Below are 18,096 nucleotides of genomic sequence, written 5' to 3'. Positions count from 1 at the left end.
GTTGGCAACCATCTGTTGCGAAAAATATTTTAGGAGCCTGATGCCGCCAGATCCGGGCGCAAGCTCTTCGCCTCATTCAAGTACACATGCTTCATTTCGCGCTGACTCTTATTCGTATTCACTTGAATCAGCAGGCGAATGCACATCGGCAGGCTGCCTTTGACCGGAATTTCCGTCGAGCACATTAACGGAACCAGCTCCCAGCCCTTCAGCACGCGAATGGCGCGCGCAGGGAATGTAGCGTCCAAATCAGCCGTCACGGTAATCCATACGCTGCAGATATCCTCCGGCTCGATTTCATTTCGAGCAACGATTTCCTTCAGAAGCACAGCCGTTTCCTGTAAAATTTCCGTTTCCTCATTGCGGGTAACCGTCGTGGCTCCCCGAATCCCCCGATTATACATGCTGCCCTTCCCCTTTCAATTGTTTGATCACCTTGCGTACTTCGTCCAACGTCATGTCGGATACGATTTCTACCTCTCCAATACGGACGGGCAGCACGAAGACGATTTTGTTCTCTTTGAATTTCTTGTCGTGGAGCATCGCCGATATGATATCCTCATCGTTCAAATGCGCTGGAATCGCAGTCGGCAAGCCGAATTTGCTCAGCAAGGCAGTCGTCTCGTCGTAGATCGAACGGTCTCTGCCCCGATTGACGGCAAGCAGGGCCGAAGCCGCCATCCCGATCGAGATGGCCTCGCCGTGCAGAAACTCGCCATACCCGCCAATGGCCTCGAGCGCATGGCCAATTGTATGGCCCAGGTTAAGGATTGCACGCAAGCCCTGCTCCGTCTCATCGGCCGAGACGACCTTGGCTTTGATGGAGCAGCCCTCTGTAAGCCCGTGCGTGAGCGCTTCACGGTCCAGCGCCAGCAGCCGCTCCGCATTATCCCGGCACCAGGATGCAAATTTATCATCCCAGATCAAGCCGTGCTTGATCATTTCGGACAGGCCGGCGCGAACATCGCGTTCCGGCAGGGTCTGCAGCGTGTCTACATCGTAAAGCACCATGGTCGGCTGATGAAATGCGCCGATCATGTTCTTGGCCAAGCGGTGATTGACGGCCACTTTGCCGCCGACGCTGCTGTCATGCGCCAGGATGGTTGTCGGCATCTGCACAAAATGTACGCCGCGCATGAAGCTTGCCGCAACAAACCCTGCCAAATCCCCGACGACACCGCCGCCGAGGGCGACGACAGTCGATTTGCGGTCCAGCCCGCCCTCGATCGCCGCCGTCATCACCTCTTCGAATACCTCCAGCGATTTTGACTTCTCGCCAGCCTTCACCACAGAGCTTACTGTACGATATCCGCTCGCCTGCAGCGACTGCTCCACAGTCTGCAAATATCTCGGGGCAATATTCTCGTCGGATACGATCAGCACGGGGCTCTTCGTCGTCAGTTGATGCTGCAGGAAGTACTCTCCCGACTTATTCAGCAAGCCTTCGCCAATATAAATAGGATACGAGCGATCCTCTAAATCTACCGTTAATGTTCTCATCAATGATGCGTTCCCCCTTTAAACTGCTAAACTGTAAAGAGCTAAAATCCGAACATATCTTTGCTAATTATAGTATACGTTCTTTCCTTTTGACAAGAAAGCCGCTGACGGACGAATGGCCCATCCTTATATTTGTAAAAACGCACCGCCGCTACTGCGCTGAAGCAGCAACTGCGGTGCGTCTGATGATATCCACTAGCCGGCTAGCTCGAAGCCGGCCGGTTGTTCGCCGATGCAGCGGCAATTCGCCGTGAATCCGCGGGCAAATCCAGCAGCCCGTTCAACTGGCCGCGTTCCACGCCGAGCACTTGCGCGCACTCCTGAGGCGTCAGGAACCCCCGGCGATAGGCATCGATCACTTTTCTCTTATCCATGACTTACCCCCCACGACATTGGATATTCCAAGTATCGGGCAAGACTCGCATGAATATACATCATTCCTTTTTGCGATAGAAAAAAGTTTCCGAGGCTTCCAAACCGTAGTTGCCCGGTGAGAAGATCTGTTCTGTGCTGCCCACGAACAGTATGCCGCCCGGGCGAAGCGCTTTCGCAAATCGGTGATACAGCTTCTGCTTCGCTTCTTCCGTGAAATAGATCATCACGTTGCGGCAGACGATCAGATCGAAGCCATCCTCGAATTCGTCAAGCAGCATATTCTGCTTCTTAAATGTAACCGCCTTCTTCAGCTTGGGATCGAAGCGGTACATCACGCCGTCTGGAGTAAAATACCGGTTAGCCACATCAGGCGGCACATCCTTGAGCGACCGCTCGAGGTATAGCCCCTCAGCGGCCTTCGCAAGCGCCCCGTCATCAATGTCGGTAGCCAGCAAATATGTATTCTGCAAAAGTCCATGATCGTTCAGAATCATCGCCAGCGTGTACGGTTCCTCCCCGGTCGAGCAGGCTGCGCTCCATACCCGAAGCCGGGATTTGCCGGCCGCCAGCTCAGGCAGCACATTGTCACGCAGCGTCTCCCAGCGGTTCGGATTTCTCCAGAACTCGGACACGTTGATCGTCATTTTGTCCAGAAACTCGTAAAATAATTTCTTATCTGACGTCATCGCTGAGAAAAATGACGCGAAGGTCGGATATCCGTTCTTATTTCGAAGCGTAGTTAGGCGCCGTTTCATCTGAGCCTCTTTGTACTGCGCCAAATCGATTCCCGTCAGCTGTTTGACATTTCGGATAAATCCCAAATAGTCCGGATCGGGAGCGCCGTCTTGATTCAGGCGAACTGGATCGCTGATCAGCTCTCTCATATCCATGGATCAATGCTTCTGGAATAATGAAGTATTTCATGAGGCTCGAAGAAATTGGCGATCTCCCGTTCTGCGCTCTCCAAGCCGTCGGAACCATGGATAAGATTAAACGGTGTGTGAGCGGCGAAATCCCCGCGGATCGTTCCCGGCAGAGCCTCCGTCACCTGAGTTTTGCCGATGACCATCCGGGATAACGCGATGACATCGTCTCCCTGCCATACCATTGCAAATACGGGACCCGACGTAATAAAGCGCACCAGGCTCTCAAAGAAGGGCTTGCCTTCATGCTCGGCATAATGGCGCTTAGCCTGCTCTTCCGTAACCTGTACAAACTTCCCGGCAATCAGCTTCAGTCCCTTGTCTTCAAAGCGGCTAACGATTCTGCCTACCAAACCACGCTGAACCCCATCCGGCTTGACCATCAAAAATGTCCGTTCCATGGTTTACCTCCCATAATGTCGTTACATAGATTGCTTCGACTTTTATTAAATTTTTTAAGCTGCGACTACAGCGTATTTTACCAGAAAAAAGGGAGTATGGGTACCACAAAATTCACGTTCGCAAGGAAACGGCCGCCTTAGTAGGAACGTTTATTGACGAATAGAGCAATCTCCTTCAAATGGGTTCTGGCCTTGTTCTCCGGAAGCTGATCCAGGGCATTCAGCGCCTTCTCGGTAAAGGTCTCCGCCAATCGCTCGGCGCGGGCGATGCCAGGGCCGGACTTGATGATCTGAATCGCCTCGGCGATGTGATCCTCGCCCTTCCCGCTCCGAATTCCATCAATCGCTTGAAGCAGCGGCTTCCGCAGCCCGCTATCGGCGAGCGTATATATTACCGGAAGAGTAATATTTCCTTGGCGCATATCGCTGCCCGGCGGCTTGCCGATGCTCTTCTCCGTTCCGCACAAATCCAGAAGATCATCGCGAATCTGGAAGGCCATGCCGATGTTGTAGCCATACCGGTAGAGCAGCGAGCTCGTCCGGGCTGACGCCCCGGCAACCACCGCCCCAAGCTGGCAGCTGATGGCGATCAGCAGGGCGGTCTTGCGGCGAATCCGCAGCAAATAATGGCGGACCGATTGCTCGGTATTGAAGAAATCGCGAATTTGCTCCATTTCGCCGATCGACATTTGCACCAGCGCCTTGGATAAAATCCGGTGGACCTCCGGATCAGCCAGTTGGGTGGCCAGCATCAAGGCTTTGGCATAAATATAATCGCCCGTATACATCGCGATTTTATTGTCCCACTTCGCTTTGACCGTCGGCTTGCCCCGCCGCGTTCCTGCATCGTCGATCACATCGTCATGCACGAGCGATGCCGAGTGGATCAGCTCCAGCGGCACGGCCACGTACTGCAGCCGGTCCAGATCATACGTGCCGAATTTGCCGCCCAGCAGCACAAAGATCGGACGCAGCCGTTTGCCCCCTGCCTTCAGAAGATGGAGCGAGGTTTCGTTCAGCAATTCCTCATCGCCCTCGATGCTCCGGTACAACTGCCGTTCGATGAAGTCCATATCTTTCTTCAATGTACCGAAAATATCCATTAGTTTCATTCTTTCACCCGTATCAACGTATTGTCGCTCCATATATCCAATCTTACCTCATGCTCAAGAAGTCCCAGCTCCCGAGCGTAAGTGAAGTATAGAGCTAATCCAGCCTGCTGTTCCTCGTTAAAATCATAGCATAAATTATTAAAATAATGGCGCCAATACCGCGAGGTTCCGCCGATTTGCCGGCAGGCCTGATCCACGAGCGGACTTAAATCGTTCAGGCTGCGGCGCTTGCTTTCCTCAAAGGAGGAGCATACGCGGGACAGGAAGACGGGATTCTGCTCGGCGAAGGCTTTCTGCACGGCCCAGACCGCGAAGGTCATTCCATACCCTGTCCATCTTTTCCAGACTTCCCCTAAATCCGTCAAGATATAATCATGCTTCCGCCATGAGGCCTCAATAGCATGATCCCCGATCAGGAGCGCTGCGTCGCTCTTCTCCATCATTGCATCCAGATTCGGCTCGCTGTCCCAATAGGTCGGTTTGCCGCCATAGGCCTTCTCCATAATAATCTTGAGGAGATTCACAGAGGTCGCGGAGGTGTTCGTCAGGGCAATCACGCCGCTGCCGATCTGCTCCGGCGGCTTCCGTGAGAATAGGAGAATGGAATTCACGGGGCCGTCCGAGCTTACGGAAAGGCCCGGAAGCAGGCAGAGCCGTTCCCAGCCCAGCCCGAAGGCGAACGAGGAGACCGGTGCGATATCGAGCGATCCGTTCAGCATTCCCCGGTTCAGCAGAGAGGGAACCTCCGTCACGAGGCGGGCGCTGCCAGGCAGGCTTTCCGTATTGAAATAATGAAATACGGGCCAGACGTTGCTGTATTTTATCCGTCCAATCCGCACGTCGTCATGGTTGCTGCTCTTCACTTTGCTCCCCCCATCTGGTAAACAGATTATGTTCAATTCGTAAGGTGTCGAGTACTTTACCAACCAAGAAAGAGACCAGATCATCGATGCTCTGCGGCCCGAAATAAAATGCCGGCATGGCTGGAACGATTCGCACTCCAAGCCGGGCCAGCTTCAGCATGTTCTCGAGATGTATCGCATGCAGCGGCGTTTCCCGCGGAACCAGAACGAGCGGCCGCCCCTCCTTCAGCATGACGTCCGCCGCGCGGGTAAGCAGATTATCGGACGCTCCGTGTGCGATGCCCGACAGGGTGCCCATGGAGCACGGCATGACGATCATGCCGTCCACCAAATAAGAACCGCTCGCGATCGATGCCCCGATATCGGCGATCGGGTGATAGATGTATTGCCCCGGGAAGCCTGCAAAACGCTCGCGAAGCACCGCTTCGCGATCCGATGTATTCCAGCCCAGTTCCTCCTTCATAACTCTCCAGCCGGCATTCGTGATAACGAGGTGCACGTCGAATCCCAGCCCTAGCAGGGACTCGACCAGTTTGACACCGTAAACTGAACCGCTGGCACCCGTAATTCCGACGACCATCCCACGTCTCTTTGCGCTGCTGGACATCAATGGTGCCGCACCACCAAATCGATCAGGGTGAACGAAAATACCACGATGCTCAGGACGCCGTTCATCAGGAAGAAGGAGGTCTGCAGCCGGCTGAGATCACCCGGCGATACAATGTAATGCTCGTAGAATAGAATCAGATAAGCGATGATCATTCCGGCGATGTACCACCAGCCCAGATCGCTGAGCAGCAGCAGGGCGATAAAGCCGGCAGCCGTGATGATATGAAAGGCTTGGGCAATCTTCAAAGAGGCCGCAACCCCGAAGCGAGCCGGAATGGAATACAGCCCTTCCTTCTTGTCGAACTCTACGTCCTGGCAGGCATAGACGATATCGAATCCAGCCACCCAAAACGTCACCGTGGCGAACAGGATCATGGCGGTGAGGTCCACCTTGCCCGTAACAGCCACCCAGCCGCCCAGCGGAGCCAGCGCGATCGTTAAGCCCAGCACGACATGGCAGAGCCAGGTGAAGCGCTTCGTATAGGAGTACAGCACCAGCATGATGACGGCAATCGGCAGCAGCTTCATCGCCAGCGGATCCAGCTCGGCCGCCGCCCAGAACAGCAAAGCGAACGAGACGATAATGAATACTATGACCTCGCCGATCTTCAGCAGTCCGGCCGGAATCGCCCGATTGGCCGTACGGGGATTCTTCTTGTCACTCACCCGGTCGATGAGCCGGTTGAGTCCCATGGCCGCGCTTCTCGCGCCAAACATCGCCAGCAGCACCCAGCCGATCTGCTCCCAGGACGGAAGCTTCTGATGTATCATCACCGAGCCGAGCAGTGAGCCCATGAAGGCAAAGGGCAGGGCAAATACGGTATGTTCAAATTTGATCATCTGCAAAAAAATAACGGCTTTTCTAAACATAAGGCGTCTCCTTCGTTCCGATATGTAAGGCGACAACTCCGCCCGTTAAAGGATACGCTTCAACGTTCTTCAGTCCGATGTCACGGAAGATTTGCGCCAGCTCCTCCCTGCCCGGGAACGCTGTAAGCGAGTCGGGAAGCCATTTATACTGCTCATAACGTTTAGCAAACAGCTTGCCGAGCAGCGGCAGCACCTTATTAAAATAAAAATAGTAAATGCCCTTAAACGGCTGCCAGGTCGGCTTGGACAACTCCAGGCAGACGACCATCCCCCCCGGCTTGACCACCCGCTTCATTTCACGAAGCACCTGGTGCAGGTCCGGCACGTTGCGAAGACCAAAGCCGATGGTGGCATAATGAAAAGTATTGTCCTCGAATGGAAGCGCCATCGCATTCCCCTGGACGAGTGTAATCCGATCCTCCAGCCCGCTCTCGACGACCTTGCGGCGGCCGAACTGCAGCATGTTCTCACTGAAATCCAGGCCGGTAATGTGTCCGCCGCTGGTCTGAGCCATGCTGATCGTCCAATCGCAAGTCCCGCAGCAAAGGTCAATCGCCGTATCCTCCGGAGACATCTTCATCTTGGCCATTGTAAATTTGCGCCAGGCTTTATGCCGACGGAAGCTGATAATATCGTTCATCCTGTCATACTTCGGAGCAATGCTCTCGAATACCGAATGAACAAATTGCTCCTTCGGCTCTGAAGTCGTATTACTCATAATGTCTGTCACCTCATCCTTCCTGCATTGCACGCCGCTGCAGCGTCAGCGCGGCGCGAAATGGTTCGACAATGGCGGTCAGCTCGGACTGCTCCTTGTCTCCCTTGAGCTCCTGCACGAGCGCCTGCACCCGTTCAACGGATTGATGCAGCTTGTGAACGAGCAGCTCGTTCACACCGTACTTCTCCAGCAGCGAGGACCACTCGCGCCGGTCAACCCTGCTCTTCGAGATGGCCTCCCTATCCTCAGCCGTGCCCGTCTCCATAATCCGAAGATAGGCATAGCCCTGACGTTCCTCCGGCAGCATGCTGCTCGCCTTCATCTCGCCCAGCACGACCTCGCAGCGGCTGAGCTCGGCCAGCAGCAATCTCCACAGGTTCTGAAGCGGCTTGTCCAACAGATGGGAGAACGACTGAAACAGCCCCATCTTGATATGCGTGCATTCCTTCAAATAGTCCTCCGTAGGCAGCAGCTTCTTCAGCTTGATGTACAGCCCGACCTTAAGCCGGTTAACCTCGCAAATCGCCGTGCTCATGGAAGACACCAGTTCGATTTGTCCCGCCTTCGCGAGCAACTCATAGAACAGGCTGCTGAAATAATCGCCCGCCAGCACCTTAAGCTGGCGGGAACGCATGCTTCGCTCCTCCTTGCAGGACGAATCGACATCGATCATATCATGCGTATCGAGCCCGAGCTGAACGAGAAACGCCGCCAGTGCGGAAGTTTCATGCGCCCGCATTTTGCCGCCGTCGCGGATGTTTAGAAACATATAAAGCAAACGAACACGGGCGACCGGGTATTCCGGCAGCTCCGTGTGGTTGGTAATCATGTCGTATCCGACATACTTATGTGCCATTTCTGTTATGCGATAAGGTTTCATCCTCTGCCTCCGAGCCGCTAATACTGACGATCCCTTTACGAATTCCAGCTAAATTCAAAGAGATGTCACAATCCTGTCTATTATAGCATATGTTATTTCGCCGCGCACAAAATGAAGCGCTTATTTCGCAATAAAAAATACGATTTGTTCTTAACGGCAACTAATTGTGGATCATCGTCTTCCACAGATTCGTCTCCGTGACCCTGAACCAGCTTTTCAGTTCATGGTTCAGCCCACGGTCTCCCCAGGCACGCAGCTCCTCCAGAGCTTCCTTCGGCCACTCCCCCCTGCGGATATCCGCGGCCAGCAGCAAATGCTTGTTCCCGAACCACCGGTCTTCCGCGATGAACCTGACCAGCAGCCGATCCACGTTGACCGTATCCTGGAAAGAACGGTCAATCGCCTGAGCAAGTCCTTGGTACAGCAGCTGCGGCCGGTCGTTCCCTTCCGTCACCTTGAAGTCGACCGCCAATATGCTTCCGCTCAGCTCCACCTTCTCGAGCGGGACAAGCAGCTTCCAGGCGATCAGCTCATCGACCAGGTTATCATTCCTCAGCTCAACAGGCTGATCATGCTTCTCCAATAGCGCAGCATGGGCGGGCGCAGCCTCGCCCGCTCTTCCCGCAAGCCAGGACAAGGCTGCCAGCAGCAAGGCGCAGCTCATGGAGACAAACAGCGCCTGTACAATAATGGTACTCTTCATGAGGCATTCTCCCTTGAATTATGACCAGAATTATATACGGTCTTCATGGCCTATACCCCATTGTACAATTAAAAAAAGCAGGCTATGCCTGCAAAATCAAAATCATTCTTCCGTATCGATTCTGCCGTGCTTGGTCATAACGACAGCCTTGCCTCTGATTTTCACCGCCGACGTATGGTCGGTAAATTGGGCGATAAGCACCTCGCCCTTGTCCAGCTTCTCCGTGTGATGGAAGCGCGTGTCCTTGCCACGGGTCAGCCCGATGACCTGCACGCCCTGCTCCTTCGCCTTCACGACGAAATAATCGCCGTTATTCACGTTCCGCTCTTCCCCGCCTCCGGCACTGTGATTGTGCTGATCCATCCTGTGCGACTCCTCCCATCGGATAAATACACTGAAGATCCACATTACTTCCCCCTGCTAAAAGAAAAGGCCGTGAACAACCGCCCACGGACTTTTTTATCAGAGAAGATATGTAGAAATCTTTATTTAATTCCGTCTTTGAGCGCTTTACCTGGTTTGAATGCAGGAATTTTGCTCGCAGGGATTTCGATTTCCTCTCCTGTTTGCGGGTTGCGTCCTTTACGGGCGGAACGTTCGCGAACTTCAAAGTTGCCAAAGCCAACCAATTGTACTTTATCGCCGTTTTGCAGCGCCGTGGAGATCGCTTCAAAGACAGCATCAACCGCTTTAGCCGCATCTTTCTTGGACAGCTCTGTGCTCTCGGCAACCTGGTTCACCAAATCGGATTTATTCATCAAAATTCACCTCCCCGTACAAAAAATACATCGCTCTGATATTCTGTGTTTCCGTTTTACCGCAGAATATACGTAATTCTAACATTATTACTGGATTTTTGCCCAGCAAAAAGTTCATTTGCCGCAGCCGCCAAAGGCGCGGAACAAACTTATAGTAATACAGCCCACCTAGAATTTCAAGTTTTTTAAGTCCTGGAACGGTTCAGCACGTAAAAAGTAATCGACAAAGCGAGCACCAGCACCGAGCCTTTCACGATATCATGCGCGAAATACTGGACGTTCATCATCGTTAACCCGTTAACGAGCACGCCGATCAGTACGGAGCCGATAAAGGTGCCGATAATGTTCGGCTTGCCCGCGCCGAAGACGGAGAAGCCGACGAATGCTGCGGCAACGGCCTCCATTAACAGAGGGGCGCCTGCATCGATTTGGCCCGAGCCGACCCGGGAGGCGAAGAGCAAGCCGCCGATGGCCGCGAAGACGCCGGAAGCCATGTATGCGAACAGCCGCACTTTTTTCACTTTGATCCCCGACAGCCTGGCCGCTTCTTCATTGCCCCCCGTTATATAGATTTGGCGGCCGTATTTCGTGCGGGTCAGAAATAAGTGCACCACAATAACGAAGAAGATGAGCAGAATGACGCTGACAGGAACGCCCAGAAGCTCGCCCTGCCCGAGCAGCAGGAAGGTTTCGTCCATTTTGCCCGCCGCCTTGCTGCCGTCCGGGAATTGCATATTATTATAGATCGTGTAGCCCTGGGCATAGGTCTTCTGGATTCCTGCGACGATGTACATCATGGCCAAGGTCGCCAGCAAATCCGGAATTCTCATTTTAATGATCAGAAAAGCGTTCAATAGACCGATCAAAGCTCCGATCAGCAGCGGGAAAATAATAACGACATAAAGCGGCAGCTGATACCAGATCATCAGCGAGGCCGAGACGACCGTCGTCAGCGAAACCGTGGAGCCCACGGATAGATCGAAGCCATCCACGGCCAGCGACAGCGTAACGCCGATGGCAACGAAGGTTACGATCGCGATTGAATTCAGGATGTCGCTAAGATTGCTGTAAGTAAAAAAGTACGGCAGCCGGATCGAAAAAAAGGCAATGACCGCCAAAACCACTGTTATCGTTCCATACCGGAACGTGATATTCATCAATCTGTCTTTCACAAATTCTCCTCCCGTCCACCGCTTGCAAAGTACAAAATCTTCTCCAGGGTAGCCTCTCCGCGCGGCAGTACGGCCGCAATCCTGCCGTCGTACAGCACGGCGATCACATCGCCAATCCCAAGCCCTTCGTCAAGCTCGCTCGTCAAATACAGGATGCCTTTGCCTGCGGAGGCCAATTGTCCGATAATGCGGAAAATATCGCTCTTGGCCCCGATATCAACGCCTTTGGTCGGTTCATCGAACAGAAAAATGTCCGCCTCTTTCTCCAGCCATTTGCCGATGGCGACCTTTTGCTGGTTCCCGCCGCTTAAATATTTCACAGGCAGCTTCGCGGAAGCCGTCTTGATGCCCAGCGAGGATATCACACGCTCGGTAAGCCCCCGTTCCCGCTCGCCGGAAATGAAGCTGAAGCGGCTGATTCGGTCAAGCAGCGGGAGGCTGATATTGCGCTCCACAGACTCGTGAATGACGATTCCCTGCTTGCGCCGCTCCTCGGGCACACTGACGATGCCTGCATCGATTGCGTCCGCCGGCTGCTTGAACAGCATGCTCTGACCGTGCAGGCAAATGACACCGCCATCCGGACGCTCCGCTCCCGCCAGCATTCGGGCGATCTCCGTCTTGCCTGCGCCTACCGGACCGACGACGGCAACGATCTGGCCGCTTCGCACCTCAAGGTCGACGCCCTTGACCTTGTTGCCCTGACACAACCCGCTTACGCTCAGCACGACATCCCCGATCTCGGCAGGCAGCTTCGGGAACTCCTCCGCGAAGGTCTTGCCCAGCATTTGGGCGACAAGTCCTCCCATGCTTAGAGCATCGACTACGCCGGCGTGCACCTTAGCCCCGTCCCGCATCACCGTGACATAGTCAGCATGCTCCATTACCTCGGGCAGCCGGTGGGTAATGAAGACGCATGCCGTCCCGCGCTTTTTCAGCTCGCTCAAAATACGGAAGAAGGTATCCGCCTCCGAGCCGCTTAAAGGGGCAGTAGGCTCATCAAAAATAATGACCTTCGCTTCCTGCCTGACGATGCGCGCGAGCAGCACCATCTGCTTCTCCGCTATGCTTAAGCCGGCGACCTTCCTCTTCACCGGAATGTTCGCGTTAAGCGATGCCAGGATTTGCTCCGCCTCCTGCGCCTGACGCCTTGGACTTACCCATGCCTTCCCGCCCGCTGCTCCGATCTCATCCAGCATGACGTTCTCCGCCACCGTCAGCTGAGGAACGAGGCTGGCGTCGACCTCCTGATAGACGCAGTGGATGCCGAGCTTCTTGGCGTCCGCCGGCGACTTATGCTTCACAGGACGCCCAACGAGCAGCATCGTGCCTTCATCGTACTCATAGGCTCCTGCCAAAATTTTCATCAGTGTGCTTTTGCCTGCGCCGTTCGCCCCGAGTAGGGCATGCACCTCCCCGGCTCTCAACCGAAAATCCACGCCGCGAAGGGCCGGTACGCCGGCGAACGACTTTGTGATCCCCGTCATTTCCAGCACATATTGTTGCTTAGTCGTCGTTTCCGTTGATGCCACTTAGCAGCACTCCCTTACCTAAAAAGCGCGCCTTCCGGCGCGCTCTTTGCATTTTACAGCTCTAGCTCCCTTACTCTACGCCATACTCTTTCATCCACTCTTTGATGCCTTGCTTGGAGCCGCCCCAGCCTTCTACGTATTGAGACAAATCATCTGTGGATACCTGCTTGTCAGGCAGCGCATCCCGCTTAACGAGCACCGCTTGCAGAACCACATTATCCTCGGTGTCATCGCCATGCAGCTTCTGGTACGCATATCTCACCTGCACCCGGCCGATATCCTTCGGATCGACAGCTGCAGAAGCAACCCACGGGCTGGCTGGATCTTGAATGATCTGCAAATCCTCATCGCTCAAGTCGATGCCGTACACTTTAATCTCGTCTCTGCCAGCAAGCTGGATCGCTCTGGCCGCTCCTTTGGCGAACTCATCCCATGCAGCCCAAACAGCCGTAATTTCACCCTTCGGATATCTCTTGAGGACGGCTTCCATCTGCGTCTGCGAATCAAGCGCCGGATTAGAAGCTGTTCCGAAGCTGGCGATTTCCTTGATCTCCGGATTCTCCTCCAGGAACTTCTTGTACTCCACGTCACGGCGCTCCATAGGCGCAAAGCCGGCAACCCATACCTTGACGATATTGCCCTTGCCGCCCGAATCCTGCTTCAGCTGCTCCAGCGACAATGCAGCCATGCTTTGATCATCCTGTGAGAGTACGGTCACGCCGGGCACCTCCACCAGCGCATCGAATACGACGACCGCGATTCCCTTCTCCACTGCTTTTTTAATGCCAGGCTCCAAAAATTCAGCCGCGCCATGATCCGTCAGAATAATGTCAAAATTTTGATTTACCGCGGATTCGAGCAACGAAGCCATCTTCGCTTTATCATTTTCCGCCACAAATGTGGTCAGCTCCCCGCCGAATTTCTTCACTTCTTCCGTCACGCCCTGCACATACTGCTGCGAGAACGTGCCCGTATTGAACTCCATGATCAGAGCTACCTTCTTGCCCGCAAGCTCCTTGCCGCTTACGTCTGCCGCCTCGCTGCCTTCCTCTGCAGCCGCTGGCGCCACCGGGGCTGGGGCCGGCTCCTTCTTAATGCCGCAGGCGCTGACGGCGAGCACGAGCAGCAGCAGCAGCGCCGTCGTCCATGTTCTTTGCCAAAATGTGATTTTCTTCATGGTTTCTCCCCCTCTAAGTATGTATCTTTAAAATCTTTATAAATTAATATATATCTTAAATCCAAGTATGTAAATCGGTTTTTACTTGTTTATAAAAATAAAAAACCGCACACAGCTATTTCAGCTTGGTGCACGGTTGGAATAAACAGGATGTTGTTCTATAAAATGATAGCAATCAGTCCGCCCGAGCCTTCATTGATAATGCGGCCCAGGGTCTCCTGCAGTTTATAGCGGGCATTGTCCGGCATCATGGCGATTTTGCCTTGAATTCCTTCCCGGACGATGGAATGCAGGGAGCGTCCGAATATATCGGATTCCCAAATTTTAATCGGATCATTCTCGAAGTCCTGCATCAGATAGCGAACGAGCTCCTCGCTCTGCTTCTCCGTGCCGATGATCGGCGCGAATTCGGACTCCACATCGACCCGGATCATATGAATCGACGGAGCGGTCGCCTTCAGGCGCACGCCGAATCTGGAGCCCTGACGGATAAGCTCCGGTTCATCCAGCGCCATTTCGGCCAATGAAGGAGCAGCGATGCCGTATCCGGTCGTCTTGACCATTTCGAGCGCTTCCGCGAAGCGGTCATATTCCTTCTTCGCATGCGTGAACTCCTGCATCAGCTGCAGCAGATGATCCTTGCCTCTGATTTCAACGCCGACGACCTCCATCAGAATTTGATCATACAAATCATCCGGCGCGTATAAATCGATTTCCGCTACGCCCTGACCCATATTGAGGCCGCTAAGCCCGGCACGCTCGATGAATTCGTATTCGAGGAAGTTGCTGACGACGCGGTCTACATCGCGAAGGCGGCGGATATCTTTAACCGTATCCCGTACTGAGTTCTCGTAATTGCTTCGCAGCCAGTGATTCTCATTCAGTACCATCACCCAGCTCGGCAAATTCACATTAACTTCATGTACCGGGAATTCATAGAGCACTTCCCGCAGGACGCCTGTTACGTCCTCCTCCGTCATCGTTGCGGCGCTTAGCGCAATCACCGGAATATCATATTTTACGGCAAGCTCCCCGCGAAGCTGCTGCGTTTCCTCACTGGTCGGGCGCGTCGAGTTGATGACGAGGACAAACGGCTTGCCGACCTCCTTAAGCTCAGCAATTACCCGCTCTTCGGACTCCACGTAGGAATAGCGCGGAATATCCGCGATTGTGCCATCCGTCGTCACTACGACGCCTAACGTCGAATGCTCCTGAATGACCTTGCGCGTCCCGATCTCCGCTGCTTCCTGGAACGGAATCGGTTCTTCAAACCACGGCGTCGAGATCATGCGCGGCCCGTTCTCATCCTCATAGCCTTTTGCCCCTTCGACGGCATAGCCGACGCAATCCACGAGCCTGACGTTTACTTCCAGCCCCTCTGCGACCTTAATTTGCACTGCATTGTTAGGAACGAATTTCGGCTCGGTCGTCATGATCGTCTTGCCGGCTGCGCTTTGCGGAAGTTCATCCACTGCACGGATCCGATCGGCTTCGCTGGAAATGTTCGGCAGAACGACCGTTTCCATGAAGCGTTTAATAAAGGTCGATTTTCCGGTTCGGACGGCTCCGACCACACCAAGATAGATATCTCCTCCGGTGCGTTCGGCAATGTCCTTGTAAATGTCCACTTTCTCCAATACCAATGATATCCCCTCCTCAAAATTCGCCGAAGGAAAAATGCTTTGAGAGCATCCGCTTCGTTATTTGCAACAACTCGTACATTCGGTTGGACTAGTAACATCATATGTAGCAAATGCACTATTATGACGGATTATACCGTCCGCGCCTACTTTTTTTTGCTATACCGCCGCGCCCGGCGGCATCACGGTTTCCGCCATATCACCATTGTATGTTCGAAGCCCGGCTGCTATGCCATGCGAAAAAAGCCTTTCTATGATTCCATCATAGAAAGGCTTGAAACTGAGCTATACCGCTCTTGCTAATTCTCGCTTTGAGCTACCGGCATGCCGTCTTTCCAAACATACGGCAGCGATTTCACGGGAACGAAGTAGGAATGCTCGGTCAGCAGCACCCTGAGATCTCCCTGATCCTCACTGACAGCTGTTCCGGATTTATCGATCGCCTGCATGATGTCCCAGGCATAGTCAACATATACCCGACCCGACTCGTCGATCAAGTAAGGGAGCGGCTCCCTGGAATAAACGCTAAGCAGGGCATGCTCCTCCCCGCGGATTTTCTTCAAGTCAACCTCATGCAATCCCGGATGCAGCTCCTCTTCCTGAGCAGTCGGCCATTGACCCGGATTCGATCTTGCATATTGATCCACCAGCCTTTGTACATCATTAACCTTCTGCACCGTCACCAAATCCATGACTTTGACCGTGGGATCCGTCTCTTCATCGATGACGAGAAAATACGCTCTGCCCCCTTGCTCAAACGCCGTAGCCGGGATTTCGTCGATGTACCCTTGCTTGTTCAGCTTATCCAGGTCGATCCGGTATTTCTCGTACCTGGGCACCTCTTCACCCGCCGTAATTATCGGCAGAATGCCTTTATCCCGCTGGAACGCATCCAGCGCGCTCTGAATCCTCTCCACGCTTTCCCGGTAAGAGACACCCTGCTCCTGCCGGCTGCCGCCAGGATACATGCACCCCGACAGCAGGGACACTCCGATCAGAACCACGAACAACCCAACCAAGCTTCGTCTATTCGTCATTTTCAAAACGCTTCATCCTTTGCAATATCATACGTCATTCGTATCCTTCACCATAAATCATCCTCTTGCTGCCGTTCGAGCTGCTTGCGGATGGCCGCCTTGAGCGGATCTTCCGGCAGATGAACCTCGGCTGAGCCGATGATTTTGGCTTGGCAAGCAAGGCGGATGCCCCGCTCCAGAAGCGGACCCAGCTTGCGGCGCTCCGCTTCGCTAGGGGCGCTTAAGGCCCGAAGGCTTCCGGCATCCGCCTCCACCTTGCACATCAAGCAGCCTGCATGGCCCCCGCAGCGCGTAGAAATATGCACTCTGGCATCGCGCGCCGCACGAAGAACAGTAGTCCCCGGCCGGACCTTTACCGACTTGTCCTGGGGCATAAATCTGATTCTATAATCCACTCGGGTACCTCCTATGCATTCTGCCTTGGCTGCTGCACCCACTCTTCATAAATTTCTGGAGCGCCCAGCAATTCCGCAACCTTCAGCACCGTTGCAGCTTCCCATTGGTTCCGTGCCAGCAGCAGCTTCAGCAGGCATGCATGCTGCCCCGGCGAGCTCCGGATCACCTCGGCTACAGCATGATAGCGATCCTCCCGTTCCCGCAGCACGTTAAAGAGCAACTCATGTGCCAAGGGCATCAATCGGACCGCTATACCGTCCAGATGGATTTGCTCAGCATGTCCGGACAGAACGCCGTTCACCTCCGTGCGATACCTGGATCTGCCATTCCTTATTTCAAAGCCGCCTACAAGCTCCAGCGTCAGCGAGCCCATTCGGTAATGGCTCAGCAAGGAGGCGTAGCGGCCGCTCTCGTCCAAGACGGGCTTATCCAGTGCCAGACTGGCTAGATGGCCGTGCAGCGCCTTTGCGTCAGCCCTGTCATAATATACGTCAATGTCCCGAGGAGGGCGCTTCAACGGCACTCCCTGCAGCCACAGACTGCAGCTCCCGCCCAGCAGCCACACTGGCTGAGCTCCGCCAAGCCGGGCCCCCAGCTCCCGCAGCGCCGCGAGCAAAGGGGGTTGTCCTTCTTCTGCGATTTCTATGGTCATTTTGAATACCTCTTCCCTTGGCTCCGTTGTACTTCAGCTTCCGCTGCGTTCCACGCCTATTGAGGCTCTAAGTGATCGATACCAGCCCCATTAGGAAGCCTGTCAGCATAATGATGAAGGCGAGCAGAGACAGAATCCCCTTCACGATGCCTTTCGTTTTGGTCCGGGCAAAGGTGACCAAAAAGACAGACACCCCCATTACGAGTATCGCCGCGATCGATAACCACATCTTCGTCATTGCATCCATGAACGTAACTCTCCCATTTACCATAATTGATATGATGAATATTATAGCATTTTGAACCTCAACAGGCTACGCAGCGCAGGCCATGCCCGCAATTCTTTGGGCCGGGAAGCGGCAGGAGGATCTGATATATGTCTGATATATAAAAAAGCACCTGCCGGTGCCGTCCAACCATTGCGCCTCATAGCCGACTATGACATATGAAAGGAGCCAGTCACCAGGCTCCCTAGGAAGTTACTTCTTCAGCATTAATTTCATCAGCGCTTCCATATTGCTCGGATTCATGCCGCTCTTCTTCACGGCTCCGACGATTTCCGATATCGTACTTTCCGTGACAGGCACTTTAGCCATCGCGGATACCTGCTTAATCAGCCTGCGCAGCTCCGCTTCGCTCTGCAAAGTGGATGGCTTCACGGTACCGGCCAATTTTTTGACGGAGCTTTCGGAAATACGCTTGCCGGCTTTTTTGTTGATCGCGTTCAGGGCATCTTTGGAAATTTTGCTCATATTCTCCCCCCTTCGCATGGCTCTCCC

General features: G+C 54.0%; 23 protein-coding genes. All 23 read right to left on the bottom strand.

Going from position 1 to position 18,096, the window contains the following annotated elements:
* Positions 1-29: 29 nt before the first annotated feature.
* On the bottom strand, positions 30-404 hold the full coding sequence (gene aroH, locus BN2762_RS15185; RefSeq protein ID WP_055107772.1) for a chorismate mutase: 375 nt from the start codon (positions 402-404) through the stop codon (positions 30-32).
* Positions 397-1,500 carry a 3-dehydroquinate synthase gene (gene aroB, locus BN2762_RS15180; RefSeq protein ID WP_055107771.1) on the bottom strand — a complete coding sequence of 368 codons (1,104 nt, stop codon included), beginning with the start codon at positions 1,498-1,500 and terminating at the stop codon, positions 397-399. The genes aroH and aroB overlap by 8 nt, the downstream gene beginning before the upstream one ends.
* A 203-nt stretch (positions 1,501-1,703) precedes the next feature.
* Complete coding sequence (locus BN2762_RS27320) at positions 1,704-1,874, bottom strand: hypothetical protein (RefSeq protein WP_187386536.1); 171 nt, start codon at positions 1,872-1,874, stop codon at positions 1,704-1,706.
* 60 nt (positions 1,875-1,934) lie between these two features.
* On the bottom strand, positions 1,935-2,765 hold the full coding sequence (locus BN2762_RS15175) for a CheR family methyltransferase (protein WP_055107770.1): 831 nt from the start codon (positions 2,763-2,765) through the stop codon (positions 1,935-1,937).
* Positions 2,756-3,199, bottom strand: a complete 444-nt coding sequence (gene ndk / locus BN2762_RS15170; RefSeq protein ID WP_055107769.1) for a nucleoside-diphosphate kinase — start codon at positions 3,197-3,199, stop codon at positions 2,756-2,758. The genes BN2762_RS15175 and ndk overlap by 10 nt, the downstream gene beginning before the upstream one ends.
* Before the next feature lie 137 nt (positions 3,200-3,336).
* The gene (locus BN2762_RS15165; RefSeq protein ID WP_055110094.1) at positions 3,337-4,311 is read right to left on the bottom strand and encodes a polyprenyl synthetase family protein; all 975 of its coding nucleotides are present in this window, start codon (positions 4,309-4,311) and stop codon (positions 3,337-3,339) included.
* Entirely contained in the window at positions 4,308-5,174 is an 867-nt protein-coding gene (locus tag BN2762_RS15160; RefSeq protein WP_055107768.1) for a menaquinone biosynthetic enzyme MqnA/MqnD family protein, read from the bottom strand. The genes BN2762_RS15165 and BN2762_RS15160 overlap by 4 nt, the downstream gene beginning before the upstream one ends.
* On the bottom strand, positions 5,155-5,781 hold the full coding sequence (locus tag BN2762_RS15155) for a UbiX family flavin prenyltransferase (RefSeq protein WP_055107767.1): 627 nt from the start codon (positions 5,779-5,781) through the stop codon (positions 5,155-5,157). The genes BN2762_RS15160 and BN2762_RS15155 overlap by 20 nt, the downstream gene beginning before the upstream one ends.
* Positions 5,781-6,653 carry a UbiA-like polyprenyltransferase gene (locus tag BN2762_RS15150; RefSeq protein WP_055107766.1) on the bottom strand — a complete coding sequence of 291 codons (873 nt, stop codon included), beginning with the start codon at positions 6,651-6,653 and terminating at the stop codon, positions 5,781-5,783. Before BN2762_RS15150 ends, BN2762_RS15155 begins: the two co-directional genes overlap by 1 nt.
* Positions 6,646-7,371, bottom strand: coding sequence for a demethylmenaquinone methyltransferase (locus BN2762_RS15145; protein ID WP_055110092.1), 726 nt, complete (start codon positions 7,369-7,371; stop codon positions 6,646-6,648). The genes BN2762_RS15150 and BN2762_RS15145 overlap by 8 nt, the downstream gene beginning before the upstream one ends.
* 13 nt (positions 7,372-7,384) lie before the next feature.
* The gene (locus BN2762_RS15140; RefSeq protein ID WP_230202522.1) at positions 7,385-8,227 is read right to left on the bottom strand and encodes a heptaprenyl diphosphate synthase component 1; all 843 of its coding nucleotides are present in this window, start codon (positions 8,225-8,227) and stop codon (positions 7,385-7,387) included.
* 184 nt (positions 8,228-8,411) lie between these two features.
* On the bottom strand, positions 8,412-8,954 hold the full coding sequence (locus tag BN2762_RS15135; protein WP_055107764.1) for a hypothetical protein: 543 nt from the start codon (positions 8,952-8,954) through the stop codon (positions 8,412-8,414).
* A 102-nt stretch (positions 8,955-9,056) separates the two neighbouring features.
* Positions 9,057-9,317 (bottom strand): trp RNA-binding attenuation protein MtrB, encoded by a 261-nt coding sequence (gene mtrB, locus BN2762_RS15130; protein ID WP_055107763.1) that lies wholly within the window; start codon positions 9,315-9,317, stop codon positions 9,057-9,059.
* A gap of 122 nt (positions 9,318-9,439) precedes the next feature.
* The gene (locus BN2762_RS15125) at positions 9,440-9,712 is read right to left on the bottom strand and encodes an HU family DNA-binding protein (RefSeq protein WP_055107762.1); all 273 of its coding nucleotides are present in this window, start codon (positions 9,710-9,712) and stop codon (positions 9,440-9,442) included.
* 185 nt (positions 9,713-9,897) lie between these two features.
* Positions 9,898-10,869 (bottom strand): ABC transporter permease, encoded by a 972-nt coding sequence (locus tag BN2762_RS15120; RefSeq protein ID WP_392391593.1) that lies wholly within the window; start codon positions 10,867-10,869, stop codon positions 9,898-9,900.
* Positions 10,870-10,880: 11 nt separating this feature from the next.
* Positions 10,881-12,371, bottom strand: a complete 1,491-nt coding sequence (locus tag BN2762_RS15115) for a sugar ABC transporter ATP-binding protein (RefSeq protein WP_055110090.1) — start codon at positions 12,369-12,371, stop codon at positions 10,881-10,883.
* A 115-nt stretch (positions 12,372-12,486) separates the two neighbouring features.
* Complete coding sequence (locus BN2762_RS15110; RefSeq protein ID WP_055107760.1) at positions 12,487-13,593, bottom strand: sugar ABC transporter substrate-binding protein; 1,107 nt, start codon at positions 13,591-13,593, stop codon at positions 12,487-12,489.
* A 158-nt stretch (positions 13,594-13,751) separates the two neighbouring features.
* Positions 13,752-15,230, bottom strand: coding sequence for a stage IV sporulation protein A (gene spoIVA / locus BN2762_RS15105; RefSeq protein WP_055110088.1), 1,479 nt, complete (start codon positions 15,228-15,230; stop codon positions 13,752-13,754).
* Between the two features lie 302 nt (positions 15,231-15,532).
* Positions 15,533-16,270, bottom strand: coding sequence for a hypothetical protein (locus BN2762_RS15100; RefSeq protein WP_055110086.1), 738 nt, complete (start codon positions 16,268-16,270; stop codon positions 15,533-15,535).
* Positions 16,271-16,317: 47 nt separating this feature from the next.
* A complete protein-coding gene (locus BN2762_RS15095; protein WP_187386535.1) occupies positions 16,318-16,665 on the bottom strand; it encodes a 2Fe-2S iron-sulfur cluster-binding protein in 348 nt (115 codons plus the stop codon).
* A gap of 11 nt (positions 16,666-16,676) precedes the next feature.
* A complete protein-coding gene (locus BN2762_RS15090; RefSeq protein WP_055107759.1) occupies positions 16,677-17,318 on the bottom strand; it encodes a nucleotidyltransferase family protein in 642 nt (213 codons plus the stop codon).
* Positions 17,319-17,385: 67 nt separating this feature from the next.
* A complete protein-coding gene (locus BN2762_RS15085; RefSeq protein ID WP_055107758.1) occupies positions 17,386-17,565 on the bottom strand; it encodes a DUF2768 family protein in 180 nt (59 codons plus the stop codon).
* 231 nt (positions 17,566-17,796) lie between these two features.
* The gene (locus tag BN2762_RS15080) at positions 17,797-18,069 is read right to left on the bottom strand and encodes a stage VI sporulation protein F (protein ID WP_055107757.1); all 273 of its coding nucleotides are present in this window, start codon (positions 18,067-18,069) and stop codon (positions 17,797-17,799) included.
* Positions 18,070-18,096: the final 27 nt, after the last annotated feature.

It is taken from the genome of Paenibacillus ihumii (genome assembly GCF_001403875.1).
Lineage (GTDB): Bacteria > Bacillota > Bacilli > Paenibacillales > Paenibacillaceae > Fontibacillus > Fontibacillus ihumii.
The sequence above is the reverse complement of the archived record's forward strand: the minus strand, read 5'-3'. Positions and strand labels throughout refer to the sequence as shown.

Excerpts from the sequence above, each read along its gene's own strand:
- aroH (WP_055107772.1), bottom strand. The coding sequence starts at position 404 with ATGTATAATCGGGGGATTCGGGGAGCCACGACGGTTACCCGCAATGAG.
- aroB (WP_055107771.1), bottom strand. The coding sequence starts at position 1,500 with ATGAGAACATTAACGGTAGATTTAGAGGATCGCTCGTATCCTATTTAT.
- BN2762_RS27320 (WP_187386536.1), bottom strand. The coding sequence starts at position 1,874 with ATGGATAAGAGAAAAGTGATCGATGCCTATCGCCGGGGGTTCCTGACG.
- BN2762_RS15175 (WP_055107770.1), bottom strand. The coding sequence starts at position 2,765 with ATGGATATGAGAGAGCTGATCAGCGATCCAGTTCGCCTGAATCAAGAC.
- ndk (WP_055107769.1), bottom strand. The coding sequence starts at position 3,199 with ATGGAACGGACATTTTTGATGGTCAAGCCGGATGGGGTTCAGCGTGGT.
- BN2762_RS15165 (WP_055110094.1), bottom strand. The coding sequence starts at position 4,311 with ATGAAACTAATGGATATTTTCGGTACATTGAAGAAAGATATGGACTTC.
- BN2762_RS15155 (WP_055107767.1), bottom strand. The coding sequence starts at position 5,781 with ATGTCCAGCAGCGCAAAGAGACGTGGGATGGTCGTCGGAATTACGGGT.
- BN2762_RS15150 (WP_055107766.1), bottom strand. The coding sequence starts at position 6,653 with ATGTTTAGAAAAGCCGTTATTTTTTTGCAGATGATCAAATTTGAACAT.
- BN2762_RS15145 (WP_055110092.1), bottom strand. The coding sequence starts at position 7,371 with ATGAGTAATACGACTTCAGAGCCGAAGGAGCAATTTGTTCATTCGGTA.
- BN2762_RS15140 (WP_230202522.1), bottom strand. The coding sequence starts at position 8,227 with ATGGCACATAAGTATGTCGGATACGACATGATTACCAACCACACGGAG.
- BN2762_RS15135 (WP_055107764.1), bottom strand. The coding sequence starts at position 8,954 with ATGAAGAGTACCATTATTGTACAGGCGCTGTTTGTCTCCATGAGCTGC.
- mtrB (WP_055107763.1), bottom strand. The coding sequence starts at position 9,317 with ATGGATCAGCACAATCACAGTGCCGGAGGCGGGGAAGAGCGGAACGTG.
- BN2762_RS15125 (WP_055107762.1), bottom strand. The coding sequence starts at position 9,712 with ATGAATAAATCCGATTTGGTGAACCAGGTTGCCGAGAGCACAGAGCTG.
- BN2762_RS15120 (WP_392391593.1), bottom strand. The coding sequence starts at position 10,869 with ATGAATATCACGTTCCGGTATGGAACGATAACAGTGGTTTTGGCGGTC.
- BN2762_RS15115 (WP_055110090.1), bottom strand. The coding sequence starts at position 12,371 with ATGACGGGGATCACAAAGTCGTTCGCCGGCGTACCGGCCCTTCGCGGC.
- BN2762_RS15110 (WP_055107760.1), bottom strand. The coding sequence starts at position 13,593 with ATGAAGAAAATCACATTTTGGCAAAGAACATGGACGACGGCGCTGCTG.
- BN2762_RS15100 (WP_055110086.1), bottom strand. The coding sequence starts at position 16,270 with ATGACGAATAGACGAAGCTTGGTTGGGTTGTTCGTGGTTCTGATCGGA.
- BN2762_RS15090 (WP_055107759.1), bottom strand. The coding sequence starts at position 17,318 with ATGACCATAGAAATCGCAGAAGAAGGACAACCCCCTTTGCTCGCGGCG.
- BN2762_RS15085 (WP_055107758.1), bottom strand. The coding sequence starts at position 17,565 with ATGGATGCAATGACGAAGATGTGGTTATCGATCGCGGCGATACTCGTA.
- BN2762_RS15080 (WP_055107757.1), bottom strand. The coding sequence starts at position 18,069 with ATGAGCAAAATTTCCAAAGATGCCCTGAACGCGATCAACAAAAAAGCC.